At 73.6% G+C, this 16,033-nt stretch carries 15 protein-coding genes; 10 read left to right on the top strand and 5 right to left on the bottom strand.

Annotated features, from left to right (window positions below):
- Positions 1–24: 24 nt before the first annotated feature.
- On the bottom strand, positions 25–1,272 hold the full coding sequence (locus tag BMY88_RS20485) for an acyl-CoA dehydrogenase family protein (RefSeq protein WP_091948211.1): 1,248 nt from the start codon (positions 1,270–1,272) through the stop codon (positions 25–27).
- A 29-nt stretch (positions 1,273–1,301) separates the two neighbouring features.
- Positions 1,302–2,432: an acyl-CoA dehydrogenase family protein gene (locus BMY88_RS20480; RefSeq protein WP_091948207.1), complete on the bottom strand. Its 1,131-nt coding sequence runs from the start codon at positions 2,430–2,432 to the stop codon at positions 1,302–1,304.
- A 259-nt stretch (positions 2,433–2,691) separates the two neighbouring features.
- Here BMY88_RS20480 and BMY88_RS20475 point away from each other — a divergent pair, with 259 nt between their 5' ends.
- The 4 genes from BMY88_RS20475 (at position 2,692) to BMY88_RS20460 (ending at position 7,132) form a co-directional block, all read left to right on the top strand.
- On the top strand, positions 2,692–4,614 hold the full coding sequence (locus BMY88_RS20475; RefSeq protein ID WP_091948204.1) for a 2-oxoacid:acceptor oxidoreductase subunit alpha: 1,923 nt from the start codon (positions 2,692–2,694) through the stop codon (positions 4,612–4,614).
- Between the two features lie 2 nt (positions 4,615–4,616).
- A complete protein-coding gene (locus BMY88_RS20470; protein WP_211435760.1) occupies positions 4,617–5,696 on the top strand; it encodes a 2-oxoacid:ferredoxin oxidoreductase subunit beta in 1,080 nt (359 codons plus the stop codon).
- A gap of 143 nt (positions 5,697–5,839) precedes the next feature.
- Positions 5,840–6,232, top strand: coding sequence for an ArsR/SmtB family transcription factor (locus BMY88_RS20465; RefSeq protein WP_091948197.1), 393 nt, complete (start codon positions 5,840–5,842; stop codon positions 6,230–6,232).
- 102 nt (positions 6,233–6,334) lie between these two features.
- Positions 6,335–7,132, top strand: a complete 798-nt coding sequence (locus BMY88_RS20460) for an enoyl-CoA hydratase/isomerase family protein (protein ID WP_091948193.1) — start codon at positions 6,335–6,337, stop codon at positions 7,130–7,132.
- A 22-nt stretch (positions 7,133–7,154) separates the two neighbouring features.
- Here BMY88_RS20460 and BMY88_RS24195 read toward each other — a convergent pair whose 3' ends face one another.
- Together BMY88_RS24195 and BMY88_RS20450 are read right to left on the bottom strand one after the other, a co-directional pair.
- The gene (locus tag BMY88_RS24195) at positions 7,155–8,081 is read right to left on the bottom strand and encodes an FAD-binding protein (protein ID WP_091948190.1); all 927 of its coding nucleotides are present in this window, start codon (positions 8,079–8,081) and stop codon (positions 7,155–7,157) included.
- Positions 8,082–8,257: 176 nt separating this feature from the next.
- Complete coding sequence (locus BMY88_RS20450; RefSeq protein WP_139220539.1) at positions 8,258–9,271, bottom strand: LacI family DNA-binding transcriptional regulator; 1,014 nt, start codon at positions 9,269–9,271, stop codon at positions 8,258–8,260.
- A 561-nt stretch (positions 9,272–9,832) separates the two neighbouring features.
- Here BMY88_RS20450 and BMY88_RS20445 point away from each other — a divergent pair.
- The 4 genes from BMY88_RS20445 (at position 9,833) to BMY88_RS20430 (ending at position 12,538) form a co-directional block, all read left to right on the top strand.
- Positions 9,833–10,168, top strand: coding sequence for a hypothetical protein (locus BMY88_RS20445; protein ID WP_091948184.1), 336 nt, complete (start codon positions 9,833–9,835; stop codon positions 10,166–10,168).
- Between the two features lie 7 nt (positions 10,169–10,175).
- Positions 10,176–11,156, top strand: a complete 981-nt coding sequence (locus tag BMY88_RS20440; RefSeq protein WP_091948181.1) for a VOC family protein — start codon at positions 10,176–10,178, stop codon at positions 11,154–11,156.
- Positions 11,153–12,088, top strand: coding sequence for a VOC family protein (locus tag BMY88_RS20435; protein ID WP_091948178.1), 936 nt, complete (start codon positions 11,153–11,155; stop codon positions 12,086–12,088). Before BMY88_RS20440 ends, BMY88_RS20435 begins: the two co-directional genes overlap by 4 nt.
- 75 nt (positions 12,089–12,163) lie before the next feature.
- Positions 12,164–12,538, top strand: coding sequence for an ester cyclase (locus BMY88_RS20430; RefSeq protein ID WP_091948175.1), 375 nt, complete (start codon positions 12,164–12,166; stop codon positions 12,536–12,538).
- A gap of 42 nt (positions 12,539–12,580) precedes the next feature.
- Here BMY88_RS20430 and BMY88_RS20425 read toward each other — a convergent pair whose 3' ends face one another.
- Positions 12,581–13,861: an MFS transporter gene (locus BMY88_RS20425; RefSeq protein ID WP_091948172.1), complete on the bottom strand. Its 1,281-nt coding sequence runs from the start codon at positions 13,859–13,861 to the stop codon at positions 12,581–12,583.
- 132 nt (positions 13,862–13,993) lie between these two features.
- Here BMY88_RS20425 and BMY88_RS20420 point away from each other — a divergent pair, with 132 nt between their 5' ends.
- Positions 13,994–15,016, top strand: coding sequence for an AAA family ATPase (locus BMY88_RS20420; protein ID WP_244524820.1), 1,023 nt, complete (start codon positions 13,994–13,996; stop codon positions 15,014–15,016).
- Positions 15,017–15,091: 75 nt separating this feature from the next.
- The gene (locus BMY88_RS20415) at positions 15,092–16,015 is read left to right on the top strand and encodes a vWA domain-containing protein (RefSeq protein ID WP_091948166.1); all 924 of its coding nucleotides are present in this window, start codon (positions 15,092–15,094) and stop codon (positions 16,013–16,015) included.
- The last annotated feature ends 18 nt before the right edge of the window (positions 16,016–16,033 follow it).

The raw sequence follows: 16,033 nt of genomic DNA, 5'->3' as shown, positions 1-16,033 counted from the left end.
TGCGCAGATGCGGACGGGATCCGATCACACCCGGCCCCGCTTGACCTGGTTGAACGGGATGTCCCGATCGGCGGCGGGCTCGCGCGGCATGCCGAGCAGGCGCTCGCTGATCTGGTTGCGCGCCATCTCGCTGCTGCCGCCGCCCAGGCTGGCCCCCTGGCGGCTGAGGTAGGAGACACCGGCGCGGCCCGTGACGCCCTCGTCGGTGCCGACGCCCGCGGCGATCTGCGCGCCGGCGATGTCCATCGCCAGGTCGGTGCCCCGCTGGGCGGCCTCGGCGTGGAACAGGCGCAGCAGCGAGGCGGCCGGCGGCGGCAGGGCGCCGCTGCCGATGGCCCGGCTGACCCGGGAGACCATCTGGTTCTTGACGGCCTCCAGCGCCACCCACTCCCCCACCCGCTCCCGGACCCCGGGCTCGGCCGCGCGGCCGGTCGCGCGGGCGACGGTGAACAGCGACTGGCCGCCGAGGGCGCGCGGACGGCCGGCGATGCCGCTGACGTACGGCGATCCGCCACCGACGGCGTTGCGCTCGTGGAACAGCTGCCGGGAGGCGACGGCCCAGCCGTTGTTGACCTCGCCGACGACGGCCGAGGCGGGCAGCTGGACGTCGGTGAAGAACTCCTCGCAGAACTCGCGGGAGCCGTTGACCATCTTGACCCGGTTCATGTGCAGGCCCGGGGCCTCGGTGGGTATCAGGAACATGGTCAGGCCGCGGTGCTTGGGCACGTCCCAGTTGGTGCGCGCCAGGCACAGCCCCCAGTCGGCGGCGTACGCCGAGGTGCTCCACGTCTTCTGGCCGTTGAGGATCCAGGTGTCGCCGTCGAGCTCGGCCCGGGTGAGCAGGCCGGCCAGGTCCGAGCCGCCGCTGGGCTCGGACAGGAACTGGCAGAGCACCTCGTCCCCGCGGATGGCCGCCGAGATGCGCTCGCGCTTCTGCTCCTCGCTGCCCATGTCGAGCAGGGTGGCGGCGACGATGCTGAACGTCGGGATGTTCAGCTGCACCGGCATCTCGTAGCCGGCGGTCTCCTCGGTGAAGGCACGCTGGTGGGCCGGGCTCAGGCCGAGGCCGCCGTACTCACGGGGAAAGCAGATGCCCGCGAAGCCGCCGGCGTGCAGCAGCTTCTGCAGCTCCCGCGCGCGCACCCACTCGTGGTCGTCGTCGCCCAGGGTCGGCAGCGGCGCGTCGGCGTCCAGGCGCGGCATGTTCTCCGCCAGCCAGGCGCGGGCACGCAGGCGGAACGACTCGACGGTCTCCGTCTCGGCAGTCGTCATCGGTGGTCAGCCCTTCGCAGACGGGGAGTTCAGAGAGAGGAGAGGTCGGCGAGCCGGCGGCGGTGGTCCTCCGGCGTGCCGTACAGGGCACGGTCGGACGTCGCCCGGCGCAGGTACAGGTGCAGATCGTGCTCCCAGGTCACGCCGATCCCGCCGTGCAGCTGCACGCAGTCCTGCAGGATCCACTGTGCGCGCTCGGCCACGAAGGACTTGGCGACACTGACCAGCTGCGGCGCGTCGGGCGAGCCCGCCTGGACGGCCTCCGCCGCGGCCTGGGTGGTGGAGTGGCAGGCCTCCAGCCAGGTGCGCATGTCCGCGTAGCGGTGCTTGAGGGCCTGGTAGGAGGCCAGCGGGCGCCCGAAGGAGTAGCGGTCGAAGCCCCACTGCATCGTCAGGGCGAACATCTTCTCCAGGCCGCCGCACAGCTCGGCGCACTGGACGAGCAGCGCGATCTGCAGCTGCTTCTCCACGATCTCGGCCGTGGTGGCCGGCGTGCCGACGACCGCGTCCGGGCCGACGACGACGCCGTCGAGGCGGACCTCGGCGAGCGGGCGGGACAGGTCCAGCGCCCACTGCGGCGAGGTGGTCACGCCCTCGGCGGAGGTCGGCACGAGGAACTGCGCGAGCCCCTCGGGGGTGGTCGCGGTGACCAGCAGCAGGTCGGCCTGGAGCCCGGCCTCGACGCGGTCCTTGGTGCCGTCGAGCCGCCAGCCGTCGGCGGTCGGCGAGGCCGCGACGTGGGCCGCCTCGGGGGCCCAGTGGCCACCGGGCTCGTACACCGCCCACGCGGCCACCTGCTCGCCGGCGACGAGCGCCTCGATGGTGGCGGTGTGGTCGGGACCGGTGCCGTGCGCGGCGACCAGGCCGGCGAGCACGACGTTGACGGGCAGGAACGGCCCCGGGGCGACGACGGAGCCGAGCTCCTCGGCGAGGAGGGTCAGGTCGCGCACCCCCTCGCCGGAGACGCTGCCGCCGCCGAGCTCCTCGGGAACGATCGTCGCCGCCCAGCCCAGCTCGGCGCCGCGCTGCCACGAGTCGCGGTCCCACGCGGACTCACCCGGCTCGAGCCGGCGCAGCCGGTCGAGCGAGTGGTCCTTCTCGAGCAGTGACCTGGCCGATGACTGGAAGAGCTTCTGATCGGCCGTGAGCTCGAGCTCCACCGCTTCTCCGTTCCACGACGTCGTGGGGCTTGTGGGGAGGACCGCCCCCGACGAGAGGCTGACACGCACTCCCGCGGCGGGCTGCACGGCGGTGCCGCGCGCCCCGGACGGACCCCTGGCGAGCAGACCACGGGGTGAAGAGACTTGTCAATCCATCGAACCTTGTGCATTCTCGTGCCTCCGCGCGCGCGGGCATCGTCGCCCTGCCCGCGCGACCTGGAGAAACCACCGCGCCCGGAACGAGGCTGACGACCCCGCGATGACGTCCACCGACACGACGTCCCCCGACACGACGACGCCGGCCGGGAGCGCCTCCGACGGCACGCGCCGCCCGACCGTGGTGCGACGCGACCGCGTCGTCATCCGCTTCGCCGGCGACTCCGGCGACGGCATGCAGCTCACCGGCGACCGGTTCACCTCCGAGACCGCCAGCTTCGGCAACGACCTGTCGACGCTGCCGAACTTCCCGGCCGAGATCCGCGCACCCGCCGGCACCCTGCCCGGCGTCTCGTCCTTCCAGGTGCACTTCGCCGACTTCGACATCCTCACCCCCGGCGACCGGCCCGACGTCCTGGTGGCGATGAACCCTGCGGCCCTGCGCGCCAACATCGGCGACCTGCCGCGCGGCGGCATCGTCATCGTCAACACCGACGAGTTCACCCCGCGCAACCTCACCAAGGTCGGGTACGCGGCCGATCCGCTCGAGGACGACTCGCTCGCCGACTTCCAGGTGCACCGGATCGCCATGGCCACGCTCACCCGCGGCGCCCTGGAGTCCACCGGCCTCCCCAAGCGTGACGCCGAGCGGGCGAAGAACATGTTCGCCCTCGGCCTGCTGTCGTGGATGTACTCCCGGCCGCAGGAGGGCACCGAGCGCTTCCTGCGGGAGAAGTTTGCCAAGCGCCCCGAGCTGGCCGAGGCCAACATCCTGGCGTTCCGGGCCGGGCACGCCTACGGCGAGACCACCGAGGCCTTCGCGGTCGTCTACGAGGTCGCGAAGGCGAAGCTGCCGGCCGGCACCTACCGCCAGATCACCGGCAACACGGCGCTGGCCTACGGCATCGTGGCCGCTCCGCACGTCACCGGGCTCGAGGTGCTGCTGGGCACGTACCCGATCACCCCGGCGACCGACATCCTCCACGAGGTCTCCCGGCATAAGGCCTTCGGCGTGACGACGGTGCAGGCCGAGGACGAGATCGCCGGCGTCGGGGCCGCGCTGGGCGCCTCCTTCGGGGGCGCGCTCGGCGTGACGACGACGTCCGGGCCGGGCATTGCCCTCAAGGCGGAGACCATCGGCCTCGCCGTGGCCCTGGAGCTGCCGCTGCTGGTCATCGACGTGCAGCGCGGCGGCCCCTCGACCGGGCTGCCGACCAAGACCGAGCAGGCCGACCTGCTGCAGGCGCTGCACGGCCGCAACGGCGAGTCCCCGGTCCCGGTCATCGCGCCACAGACGCCCGGCGACTGCTTCGCTGCCGTCCTGGACGCCGTCCGCATCGCGGTCACCTACCGGACGCCGGTGATCCTGCTGTCCGACGGCGCCCTGGCCAACGGGTCCGAGCCGTGGCAGGTGCCCGACGTCGCGCAGCTGCCGACCGTGGACCCCGCGTTCGCGACCGAGCCCAACGCGCCGGACGGGTCGGGCGCCTTCTGGCCCTACCTCCGCGACCCGGAGACCCTCGCCCGCCCCTGGGCCGTCCCCGGCACGGCCGGACTGGAGCACCGCATCGGTGGCCTGGAGAAGGCCGACGGCTCCGGCTCGATCTCCTACGACCCGGCCAACCACGAGCGGATGGTCCACCTGCGGGCGGCGAAGATCGCCGGCATCGAGGTGCCCGACCTCGAGGTGGACGACCCGACCGGGGACGCCGGGCTGCTGGTGCTCGGCTGGGGCTCGACCTACGGCCCGATCGGCGCCGCCGCCCGCCGCGTTCGGGCGCGGGGCCTGCCCGTGGCCACCGCGCACCTGCGCCACCTCAACCCGTTCCCGGCCAACCTCGGCGAGGTGCTCGCCCGCTACCGCGCGGTGCTCGTGCCCGAGATGAACCTCGGGCAACTCGCCTCGCTGCTGCGCTCCCGCTATCTCGTCGACGTGCAGAGCCACACCAAGGTGTCGGGCCAGCCGTTCAAGGCCGAGGAACTGCAGGACGTCTTCCTCACCCACCTCCCGGGAGCCCAGCGGTGACCATGATCGACCTGGGCATGCCCGGCCTCGGCGGGCTGGACCTCGTCCCCGCGGCCGAGGCCCCGCAGACGGCCAAGGACTTCACCTCCGACCAGGAGGTGCGCTGGTGCCCCGGGTGCGGGGACTACGCCGTGCTGGCCGCCGTCCGCTCCTTCATGCCGACGCTGGGCATCAAGCGGGAGAACACCGTCTTCGTGTCGGGGATCGGGTGCTCGTCCCGGTTCCCGTACTACATGGACACCTTCGGCATGCACTCCATCCACGGCCGGGCGCCGGCGATCGCCACCGGCCTGGCGGTGGCGCGGCCGGACCTGTCGGTGTGGGTGGTGACCGGCGACGGCGACGCGCTGTCGATCGGCGGCAACCACCTCATCCACGCCCTGCGCCGCAACATCAACCTGAAGATCCTGCTGTTCAACAACCGGATCTACGGGCTGACCAAGGGCCAGTACTCCCCCACCAGCGAGACGGGGAAGGTCACCAAGTCCTCGCCGATGGGCTCGGTCGACCATCCGTTCAACCCGGTGTCGCTGGCCCTCGGTGCCGAGGCGACGTTCGTCGGCCGCGCGATCGACTCCGACCGCAAGGGCCTGACCGCGGTCCTGGCCGCCGCCGCGGCGCACCGCGGCACCGCGCTGGTGGAGATCTTCCAGGACTGCCCGATCTTCAACGACGGGTCCTTCGACGTGCTGCGCCGGCCCGACACCGCCCCGCAGCGGCTGATCCCGCTCACCCACGGGGAGCCGATCCGGTTCGGTCCGAAGGGCGAGGACGGGCTGGGCACCTCCGTCGTCGTCCGCGCGGGATTCGGGCTGGCCGTCGCCGAGGCCGCCGACGTCGACCCCGCGGACGTGGTCGTGCACGACGTCACCGACGTCCACCTGGCGTTCGCGCTGTCGCGGCTGTCGGACCAGGACCTCACGCACACGGTGACCGGCGTCTTCCGGGACGTGCGGCGCACGACCTACGACGACGCGGTGCGGGCACAGGTGGGCGAGGCCCGCGAGGCGGCGCAGCGCGCGGGCGGACCGGACCTGCAGGCGGTGCTGCGCGGGCGGGACACCTGGACGGTCGACGAGTGATCCTCCTCGACCGCGGGCCGGGGAGGCCCGTCACGCGCTGTGGGACGGTTCACCGCGCAGACGGGTGGGCATCCGGGCGGAACGCGCGTTAGATTGACAACCGTTGAACTACTGAGCGTGATCGATCCGGAGGGGCCCGCGTCATGACCCGTGAACCCGTCGCTGCGACGGAGGTCTTCAAGGCACTCGGAGACCCCATCCGATGGAACATCGTGCAGCAGATGGCACAGCAGGAGGAGCTGGCGTGCAGCGTCCTCGAGGACACGCTGCCCGTCTCCAAGCCGACGATCTCCTACCACACCAAGATCCTGACCCAGGCCGGGCTCATCGAGGTGCGCAAGCGGGGTCGCAACTACTTCTACTCGCTGCGCCGCGAGGTGCTGCGGTCGCTGATGGACGAGATGTGGCTGCTCGCCCCGGGTCCGCGCCTGGTCGTGGACGGCACCGCGACCGGCCCCTCGTCGGCCGATCGGCCGGCCCTCAAGGCCGCCGTCGGGGACGACACCGCTCGCCCCGCCGCTCTCCTGACCTGGTAGTCCGCTCCTCCCCGGTGTGCCCGTGGCGGCGACCCGGGCACACCGCGGGACGGGACGCGCTGCCGTAGATCCCCCCGCTCCCGACAGCGAAGGGGACGACCGATGGCGGCCGATCCGGGCGACGCGGTGCTGGTGAGCGAGCCGGCGCGAGGCGTCCGCCTGCTCACGCTCAACCGCCCGGGCGTGCGCAACGCCATGACCGCGGAGATGACCGTGGCCTGGGACCGCGCCCTCGACCAGGTCACCGCCGACCGCGACACCCGGGTCGTCGTGGTGACCGGCGCGGGCAGCTCGTTCTGCTCGGGTGCGGACCTCTCCTGGCTGGACCAGGGGTCCGACGACGACGTCACGATCGACCGGCTCCGCGACCGGATGCTGCCCTTCTACCGGAGCTGGCTGCGCCCCCGGCAGCTGCCGTTCCCGGTGCTCGCCGCGGTCAACGGGGCGACCGTGGGCGCCGGCGTCTGCCTCGCGCTCGCCTGCGACCTGCGCTTCGCCGCCACCGGCGCGCGGTTCAGCACGCCCTTCATCTTCCGCGGGACGCACGGCGGCATGGGCGCGACCTGGCTGCTGCCCGAGGCCATCGGCGTCTCCCGCTCGCGCGAGATGCTCTTCACCGGCCGCGAGGTACCGGCCGCGGAGGCGTGCGACTGGGGCCTGGTCACCGGGATCGCCGACGACGTCCTGGCCCACACCCTCGCCGTCGCCGACCGCCTTGCCGAGGCCGCTCCCATCGCGGCCCGCCTCACCAAGACCGGGCTGGAGCAGTCGGCCGCCGGCCTGGAGGCCTCCCTGCAGTGGGAGGCCATGGCGCAGCCGGTGACCATGACGACCGAGGACCTGCACGAGGGCATCGCGGCCTTCCGGCAGAACCGGCCGCCGCGCTTCGTCGGTCGCTGACCGCTCCGCCGGACCGGCGTCCTCAGCCGACCGAGCGGAGGTGGCCGCGCCGGGGGCGCCCGGTCGCGGCGGCCCGGCCGGCCCGCCGCCCGACGGCGACCAGCAGGGCGCTGTCGGCCGGGAGCGCGTCGGTCCGGTCTCCCGGTGCGGGGACGGCGGCGAACAGGCCGGGAACCTCGCGGCCCTCGCCGGCGCACACCTGGCCGGTGCCGCGGTCGACCCGGAGCTCGGCGAGCGCGTCGGTGCCGGCCCCGAGACCGGTCTCGCGGGCGCACCAGGCGCGGGCCTCCAGCTCGGGACCGGGTGCGGTCGCGCCGTCGGCGACCAGGCTGAGCCGTCGCCGGCGGGCTGCCCCGGCCGCGGGCCGGGCGGTTGCGACCCCGGCGCCCCAGACGGCCGGGCCGACGAAGTCCCAGCCGGCCCGGTCGGTGGCGAGGACCACCGCGCCGGCGGAGACGGCCCCGACCTCGGAGGCGTCGTGCCACAGCGCCTCGGCCGCGCGGCGCAGGGTGCGGGTCAGACCGGCCGACAGCCGGGGCGTCCACCCGCTCAGCCGGTCCAGCCACCAGTACCGCGCGCCCGAGGGGGTCATCATGTCCATGGCCGCGTAGCCGACGCCGGTCACCCGGCCGCCCTCGACCACGAGCTCGTGCACCGCCGCCTGCCGGCACACCTCGACCCCGGCGGCGAGCGCCTCCGCGCGCAGGGTGGACAGCGGTGGCACGGCGGTGCGCGGGCGGGACCGCAGGCGGCGGCGCACCCGCATCGAGGCGCCGGCGGGGGCGCCGTCCGCGCCGGTGCCGCCGGCGAGTGCGCCCGGCCGGATGAGGACGCCACGTCGGTCCAGGACCAGGACGCGGGCGCCGGTGCGAGCAGCCTCGAGGGCGGCCGACGCGCCTGCCACCCCGAAGCCGACGACCACCACGTCGTAGTTCCCTGCACCCGGCATGGCCAGCCTCCTCGCCAGCACGCACACCTCCGGATATCCCGGCCGTGTGGGCCGGATCACCCGGCCGCGACGACCGTACGGAGCGCGGTGACACGTGTCAACGGTCACGTGGCAGATCGTGCCACCGTTTCGTCGGGGCGCCTCGGAGGGCTCTCGGCGAACGGGCTGGTGGAGCCTCAGGTGGTCTCGCCCTGCAGGACCAGGAAGATCTCGGGCGAAAGCGTGGGGTCGTCGTCCTCGGCCACTCCCCCGCGCGCGGCGGCCACCCCGCGGCGGATCGTGCCGACCGACGCCCGGACGTCGAAGGTGATCGTGCTGAGCCGGGGGGCGACGAGCTGGCCGACGCTCCCGCCGCCCACGCCGATGACCCCGACGTCCCCCGGCACGGCCGCGCGCAGCGCGAGCGCGGCGAAGGACACGGCGAGCCCGACCTCGTCGTTCGAGCAGGCGATGCCGACCGGCCGCCCACGCGCGCGCAGCAGGTCGCACAGCGCCGTCTGCGCCCCGGCCGCGTCGAGCGGGACGCTGATGGCGGTGGGAGCGGGCAGCCCCGCCTCGGCGCAGACGTCGGCGACCACCGCGGCGCGCATCCGCCCGAAGGGATCGTCGCGGTGGTCGACGAGGAAGGCGTAGGCCAGCGCGGTGTAGCCGCGGTCGATCAGGTGCTCGGCCTGGGTGCGCGCGATGGCCAGATTGCCCTCGTCGACGCCCCGGACGTGCCGGGGCCGCGGGGAGAGGATCGGGCAGCCCTGCTCCTCGAGCGTGTCGAGGTCGCGCAGGGACAGGCTGCCGAGGTCGACGATGCCGGCGGGGCGCAGCGTGTCGACCACGTGCTGGAGCCGGGCGAGGTTGGCCGCCGCGCCGCCGCCACGGTCGAAGTGCACGACCACGCTGTAGCCCAGGTCGTCGAGGTCCGCGGCGATCGCCTCGATGATGTCCTGGACGTTGGTCAGCGTCGTGTTGGGCACGGCCAGGACGACGAGGTCGCTGCGCCCGAGGACGAGCGACCGGCCCGCGGCGGAGGGGACGTACCCCAGCCGGGCGGCCGCGTCCCGGACCCGTCCGACGGTCTCCTCGGCGAACCGGGTGACCTGACCGTTGAGGATGTGGCTGACCGTCGAGCGGGACACCCCGGCGAGGCGCGCGACGTCCGCGCTCGTGGCCCCGGGTCGCCGGGGCGGCGGCAGCACCGCTACGTCCTCCGGGTCCTGCGACACGACGACTCCCGGGCTCGGGGCTCCCCGCGCGGACCGCGGCGGCCGGGTGGCGGCACTGCACCGGACGGCGCGGCCGCGAGGCGATGTGGTGTGACCCACGTCGTCGATTCGAAGTATTTACGACCTTTGGCCTGCTCGTCTACCTTCGGAGGCAGCGCGCCTCCGGAGCAGGCGTGCGCCGAGGGACTGCGAGGTGGGCCGTGCCGGGACCGGTGGAGGTCTGGACACCGCCCACCGCCCCCCGCGAACGCCGCTCCCGGAAGCTCCGACCGGCCCGATCGACGTCGCCGCGCGACGGCACCGCCGGCCGGTTCCGTGGCGGCCTCGCTGCCGGCCCGCGCCACCTCACCGCGCTCGCCCCGGCCGGCTGAGGCCCCGCTCGCCCCACCCCGCCCGCGCCAGGCCCGACCGCATCCCAGCCGAGGAGGTTGACCCCTTCCATGCCCGTCGAGGAGATCGACCTCGTCGGCCGCGGAACCGCGGATGCGCACCCACGACGACCGACCCCCATCCCCTGAGTTCGAGGAGCCCGGTATGGCCAAGGCACTCCTGATCGCCTACAGCAGCGCCGTCCCCGGCAAGGACGCCGAGTACGAGCAGTGGTACGACGAGATCCACATCCCCGACGTGCGGGCCGCCATCCCGTCCGTCACCGGGGTGAGCCGCTACCGCCTGGTCGACCTCACCGGCGGCACGGCGGCGCCCCGCTACGTCGCCGTCTACGAGCTCGGGGACGCCGACGTCGCCACGGCCGCGGGGCAACTGGGTGCCGCGGGCCAGGCCGGGCGGCTGCGCCCGACCGACACGATCGACATGACGGGCAACCCGCCGGACCTCCAGTGGTTCGCCGCCACCGGCGCGGACGCCTGAGTCCCGGATGGAGCAGAACGCCCGTCGCACGGGGGACCACGGCATCGGCCAGATGGTCCACGTCATCCACGTCACCGAGGACGCGCAGGCGCTGCGCGAGTTCTACGAGCGCGTCCTCGGCGGCTTCGTCTACAGCGGTGTCGACGGTCCGGACTACCTGGACTGGGAGGACCGCTACGCGACGCTGCTCATGGTCGGTGACCTCTGCATCGAGACCATGGCCCCGCGCCTGCCGGCCGATCCGCGCTTCTCGGTCGCCCGGTTCCACACCAAGTACGGCCGGCACCTGCACTCGGTGGGCTACAAGGTCGACGACCTGAACGGCCTGCAGCGGCGCCTGCTGGACCGCGGCATCCCGATCAGCAGCCCCGGCGGCGGCAAGCTGTCCGACGTCGACCCCGAGGCCGCGTACCTGTTCCCGAGCCCGCGGGCCACGGCCGGCCTGCTGATCGAGCTCACGTCCCACGACATGCAGAACGACCCCCGGCTGCTCCCCACCTGGTCGTCGCTGGAGGGGATGTGGCGTACGCACCCGTCGACGCTGGAGTCCTTCTCCTCGGTGGTCCTCGCGGTCGGCGACCTGGACTCGGCGGTGCAGACCTACGTCGACGCACTGCAGGCCGTGCCGCTGGCGTCGGGCAGCGACCCGGAGCTCGACACCGACTTCCAGGTCCTGCAACTGGGTGACTGCCTGCTGGAGATCGTGCAGCCCCGGTCGGCCGATTCCGACCTCGGGCGGCACGTCGCGACCTGGGGCAACATGATCTACGCCCTGCGCTTCCTGGTCCGCGACCTCGACGCAGCCACCTCCTGGCTGGAGGGCAACGGCGTCCGGACGAAGCGGATCGGCGACGACCTCCTGGTGACCGACCCCGAGGACTCGCACGGGGCGCCGATGTTCTTCGGCACCCGGCACGCCTCCGACATCCGCACCGCCCCGCCCGCGGCCGGGAGCCCGCTCACGACACAGACGAAGGATGCCCAGTGAAGAAGCAGGTCAAGGTCACCGGTGACCACGGCATCGGTCAGATGGTGCACGTGGTCCACATGGCCGACGACGCGCAGAAGCTGCGCGAGTTCTACGAGCGGGTCTTCGGCGGCCTGGTCTACATGGGCGTCGACGAGCCGAACTACCTGCCCGTCGAGGACCGGTACGCCACCCTGATCATGGTCGGTGACCTCTGCATCGAGACGATGGCCCCGGCCTTCCCGGTCAACACGTCCAAGCCCGTCGGCAAGTTCTACGACAAGTTCGGCACCCACCTGCACTCCGTCGGGTACAAGGTCGAGGACCTCGGCGGGCTGGTGGACCGGCTCATCGGCAAGGGCATCTACATCGGCCGGCCCGGCGGCGGCAAGGTCGAGGGCGCCGAGCCCGGGCTGGGCTACTGCTACCCCAGCCCCCGCGACACCTTCGGGCTCATGGTCGAGCTCTGCGAGCACGACATGCCCAACGACCCGCGCGACCAGGACACCTGGTCCTCCCTGGAGAAGCTGTGGCGCAGCCACCCGCTGACGATCGAGCGCTTCTCCTACGTGACGCTGGGCGTGAAGGACCTCGACAAGGCGGTGGAGAGCTACGTCGACGAGTTCCAGGCCATCCCGCTCAAGCACGGCTTCGACCCCGACCTGCAGGCGAAGTACGCCACCCTGCAACTCGGTGACTGCCTGCTGGAGCTCGCCGAGCCGCAGTCCCCGGACTCCGACCTCGGCCGGCACGTCGCCCAGTGGGGCAACATGATCTACAGCCTCCGCTTCAAGATCACCGATCTGGACTCGGCCGAGGCGTGGCTCACGAAGCAGGGCGTCCGTTCGATCCGGATCCGCGACGGCCTGCTGATGACCCACCCGGAGGACTCGTTCAACGCGCCGATCTTCCTGGGCACCGAGGAGATCGAGGGCGACCCCTTCGCGGGCTGAGCAGCACCGACACCGGGGGCCCGTGACCGTGCGGTCGCGGGCCCCCGGCGTGCTCGACCTCTAGCATCGGCGTCCGTGCAGGGAGATCCGCGGGACGTCGTCGCCCGCTACTGGGACGGGCTGTGGCATCGGCACGACCTGGGGGTCGTCGACGAGCTGATCGCCGAGCCCTACGTGCGGCACTCCTCGGCCGGCACCCGGGCGGTGTCCCGCACCGAGTTCAAGAAGGAACTCTCGGGCGCGTGGCGCCTGCTGCACGACGCGACCACCACCGTGGACGACCAGGTGGCCGACGGCGACCGGGTGTGGACGCGGGCCACCACCCAGGGGATCAACCTCGACACCGGCGCGATGACGGTGGTGACCTGGCTGACCGTCCACCGGCTCGAGGGCGGCCTCATCACGGAGTCCTGGACCGCGTCGCTGCCCGGGGTCGACTGGCGGCGCTAGCCGGCCCGGCTCGCCACGCGAGGACGCCGCTCCCGCCCTCGCTCAGCCGAGGTCGCGGAGCACGTCCTCGCGCGCCAGCCGACCGCGGGTGACGAGGACGAAGGCCCCCATCACCAGCAGCGTGGCGACGCCCATGCCGCCCAGCACCCAGCGCAGCCCCACGGCGTCGGCCAGCGCGCCCAGCGGCAGCGCGGCGATGCCGAAGGCTCCGAAGCTCATCATCACCAGGCCCTGGATCCGGCCGTGGTAGGCCATGTCGGACAGCCCCAGGAGCAGGGACTGGTTGGCCGTCTGGAATGCCAGGTTCCCCGCGCCCACCACCAGGAGGACGAGGACGGCGGCCCAGAACGTGGGTGCGACCGCCAGCAGCCCGACGGCGGCGCCGAAGACGACGCCCGCCACCACGAAGGTGCGGGTCTCCGATCCGCGGTGCCGCCGCCGGCCCATGAGCAGGCCCACGACCACGGCCCCGACCGCCGCGGTGGCCGAGAGCACCCCGTATCCCGCGGAGCCGGTGTCGAAGAGGTCGCTGGAGACCGTGGGGAGGAACGCGACGTAGGGCAGGCCGGCCATGGTGACGCCGAAGCCGCACCACAGCAGAGCCGTCAGCTGGGGGCTGCGCAGGACGTACCGGATGCCGTCGGTCAGCTCGCCCAGCGGTGAGCGCACCGCCGCGTCGCCCGACGGGAGCCCCGGCGGCATGCGGACCGTGGTGAGGACGCCGAGGGCGAGGAGCGCCGCGCTGCTCAGGAAGATGATCTCGATGCCGACCGTCACGGCGCCGACGACCACCCCGGCCACCGCCGGCCCCACCACCCGGCTGAGCTCGTTGTTGACCAGGAGCATCGACACGGAGTTGCCGAGCGACCCCCGGGGCACGACCTCCCCGAGGAAGGCCATGCGGGCGGGGCCGAACACCGCGAACGCGACCGCCTGCAGGACGCTCGCCCCCAGCAGCATCCAGTACTCGATGACGTCGAAGGCCGCGGCGAGGCCGATCCACGCGCTCGACGCGGCGAGCAGGCCGACGGAGACCTGGAGCACCAGGCGCTTGGGCAGCCGGTCGGCGGCCACCCCACCCCAGGGGGTCATCACCAGCATCGCGACCCCGAAGGCGAGGAGCACGCCGCCGAGGGCTGCGTTGGAGCCGGTCAGCTCGAAGGCCAGCCAGCTGCGGGCGACCGTCTGCGCCATCACGCTCAGGCCGATGACCGTGGCGTTGAGGTACAGGACGGCGAACGGGCGGATGCGCAGCAGCGCCATCGGCCGCAGGGGCGCCGGATCCGCCGTCGTCGTCACCGCCCCGCTGATCTCGCCGGTCATGGTCCCTCCGAGGCGGGTGGACGGACTCGGCCCCGCGGATGTCCGCCTCCGGGAAGCCTCTCGATACAGCAGTCATAACATGGTCGAAGGATGGCGGCCGGAGCACCGGGCGCGCCGTGGCGAGGAGGACTCGTGGCAACACCCGACGAGACGTTCGACACCAGCCTCCCCGGCGACCCGCCCCCGTCCGACGCCGTCATCACCGGCTCGCGGGTGGGCGGAGCCGACGGCGCCTCGGTGCGCGACATCCGCCGCCGCGTGGCCCGCCACCTCGTCGGCCGGGACCGCGAGCTCGACCTGCTCCTGGCCAGCGTCTCCGCCGGCCGCGACGTGCTGCTCGAGGGGCCTCCGGGGACGTCGAAGTCGACGCTGCTGCGCTCCATCACCACCGAGTGGGGCATCCCGCTGATGTTCGTGGAGGGCAACGCCGACCTCACCCCGACGCGGCTGGTCGGGCACCACAGCCCCGCCCGCGTGCTGCGCGAGGACTACACCGCCGACAACTTCGTCGCGGGTCCCCTCGTCGACGCCATGCGCTCCGGCGGCTTCCTCTACGTCGAGGAGTTCAACCGCGCACCGGAGGACACGCTCAACACGCTGCTCACCGCGATGGCCGAGCGGCGCATCTCCATCCCGCGGGTGGGCACGGTGGAAGCGCTCCCCTCCTTCCGCGTGGTCGCCTCCATGAACCCCTACGACAACATCGGCACGACCCGGCTGTCGACGTCGGTCTACGACCGGCTCTGCCGCCTGTCGATCGACTACCAGGACGACGAGGCCGAGCGCGGCATCGTCGGCCGGCGCACCGGGGTGGAGTCCCCGCGGCTGATCGCGGATGCGGTCGCCCTGACGCGGGCGACGCGGGAGCGCGACGACGTCCGCCAGGGCAGCAGCGTGCGCGGGGCCATCGACCTGGCCCTGGTCGCGGCGCAGCTGGCCACCATGCGCGCCGTCCCTCTGCCCGACGAGCCCTCCGTGGCGCCTCCCCGTGGCCTGCCGGAGGAGTACACCGCGGTGGTGCTCGACGCGCTGATGCTGGCGCTGTCGGGGCGGATCTTCCTCGACGAGGCGCTCGAGTCCACCCCCGAGTTCGTCCTGCGCGAGATCTGGGAGGACCACTTCCTGCTGCAGCCCTCGGCAGCCGACCCCGGTTGAAGGACGATCGCCGCCGACTCCCCGGTCGAGCGGCGCAGCGGCAACCGGCGGGACAGCCCTCGGGGCGCCCGGCCGTTGAAGCGCAAGCCCAAGCAGCTGACCGAGCAGCCCTCGCTGTTCACGCCCAGCTCCGGCGGCGGCGGGCTGACGCTCACCGGTGGTGACCGGCGCCGGATGCGGCCGGGGACCACTCCCCCGGGTCGCACGGCCCGTGGCGCGACCGACGAGGACGGCACGGTGATCGCGCTGGCCGACCTCGCCGCGGCCGACGCCGCCGAGGCCCGAGTGCGCCAGCGCGCCCGGGAGATCGCCCGCCGGCTGGCGGTGGCCCGGCCTCCGCGGGAGCGCCGGCCCCGCCGGGGCGTCGGTGAGCTCACCAGCCTGCCGTGGAGCGGCGGGTCGGACGAGCTCGACCTCGAGCGCACGCTGGACGCCCTGGTCGCCAAGCCCCTGCCCGACGACGACGACGTCATCGTGCGCGAGCGCGTGCGCCGCCGGAGGGCCGTCGTGCTCGTCGTGGACGTCTCGGGCTCGATGCGCGGCGAGCGGATCCGCACCGCCGCCGCCACCGTGGGCGCCCTCGCCGGGGAGCTGGCCCGGGACCGGCTCGCGGTGGTCGCGTTCTGGTCCGACGCGGCGGTGCTGGTGCGGATGGGCGAGCCCACGGACCCGGGAAAGGTGCTCGACCTGCTCGTCCGCATGCCCGCCCAGGGGCTCACCAACGTCTCGTTCGCCCTGGAGACGGCCGCCGCCCAGCTGGCCGGCGTCCCGGCGCGCGACGGCCGCGTCCTGCTGCTGTCGGACTGCGTGCACAACGCCGGGCCCGACCCGCGGCTGATCGCCGCGCGCCTGCCGCGCCTGGACGTGCTGCTGGACACCACCGGGGAGGACGACGTCGACCTGGGCCGCGACCTCGCCCGGGCCGGCCGGGGGCGCTGCCGGCTGGTCGCCGGTCACCGCGAGGTCGCCTCGGCGCTCACCTCCGTGTTCGCGCCCTGAGCGGAGGGCCCTCTGCTC

Origin of the sequence: Trujillonella endophytica (genome assembly GCF_900110555.1) — a bacterium.
Lineage (GTDB): Bacteria > Actinomycetota > Actinomycetes > Mycobacteriales > Geodermatophilaceae > Trujillonella > Trujillonella endophytica.
Note: the sequence above shows the minus strand (reverse complement) of the source record. Positions and strands in the feature narration are given on the sequence as shown.

Coding starts and splice junctions, on each gene's coding strand:
- BMY88_RS20485 (WP_091948211.1), bottom strand. CDS start 1,272: ATGACGACTGCCGAGACGGAGACCGTCGAGTCGTTCCGCCTGCGTGCC.
- BMY88_RS20475 (WP_091948204.1), top strand. CDS start 2,692: ATGACGTCCACCGACACGACGTCCCCCGACACGACGACGCCGGCCGGG.
- BMY88_RS20470 (WP_211435760.1), top strand. CDS start 4,617: ATGATCGACCTGGGCATGCCCGGCCTCGGCGGGCTGGACCTCGTCCCC.
- BMY88_RS20465 (WP_091948197.1), top strand. CDS start 5,840: ATGACCCGTGAACCCGTCGCTGCGACGGAGGTCTTCAAGGCACTCGGA.
- BMY88_RS20460 (WP_091948193.1), top strand. CDS start 6,335: ATGGCGGCCGATCCGGGCGACGCGGTGCTGGTGAGCGAGCCGGCGCGA.
- BMY88_RS24195 (WP_091948190.1), bottom strand. CDS start 8,081: ATGCCGGGTGCAGGGAACTACGACGTGGTGGTCGTCGGCTTCGGGGTG.
- BMY88_RS20445 (WP_091948184.1), top strand. CDS start 9,833: ATGGCCAAGGCACTCCTGATCGCCTACAGCAGCGCCGTCCCCGGCAAG.
- BMY88_RS20440 (WP_091948181.1), top strand. CDS start 10,176: ATGGAGCAGAACGCCCGTCGCACGGGGGACCACGGCATCGGCCAGATG.
- BMY88_RS20425 (WP_091948172.1), bottom strand. CDS start 13,861: ATGACCGGCGAGATCAGCGGGGCGGTGACGACGACGGCGGATCCGGCG.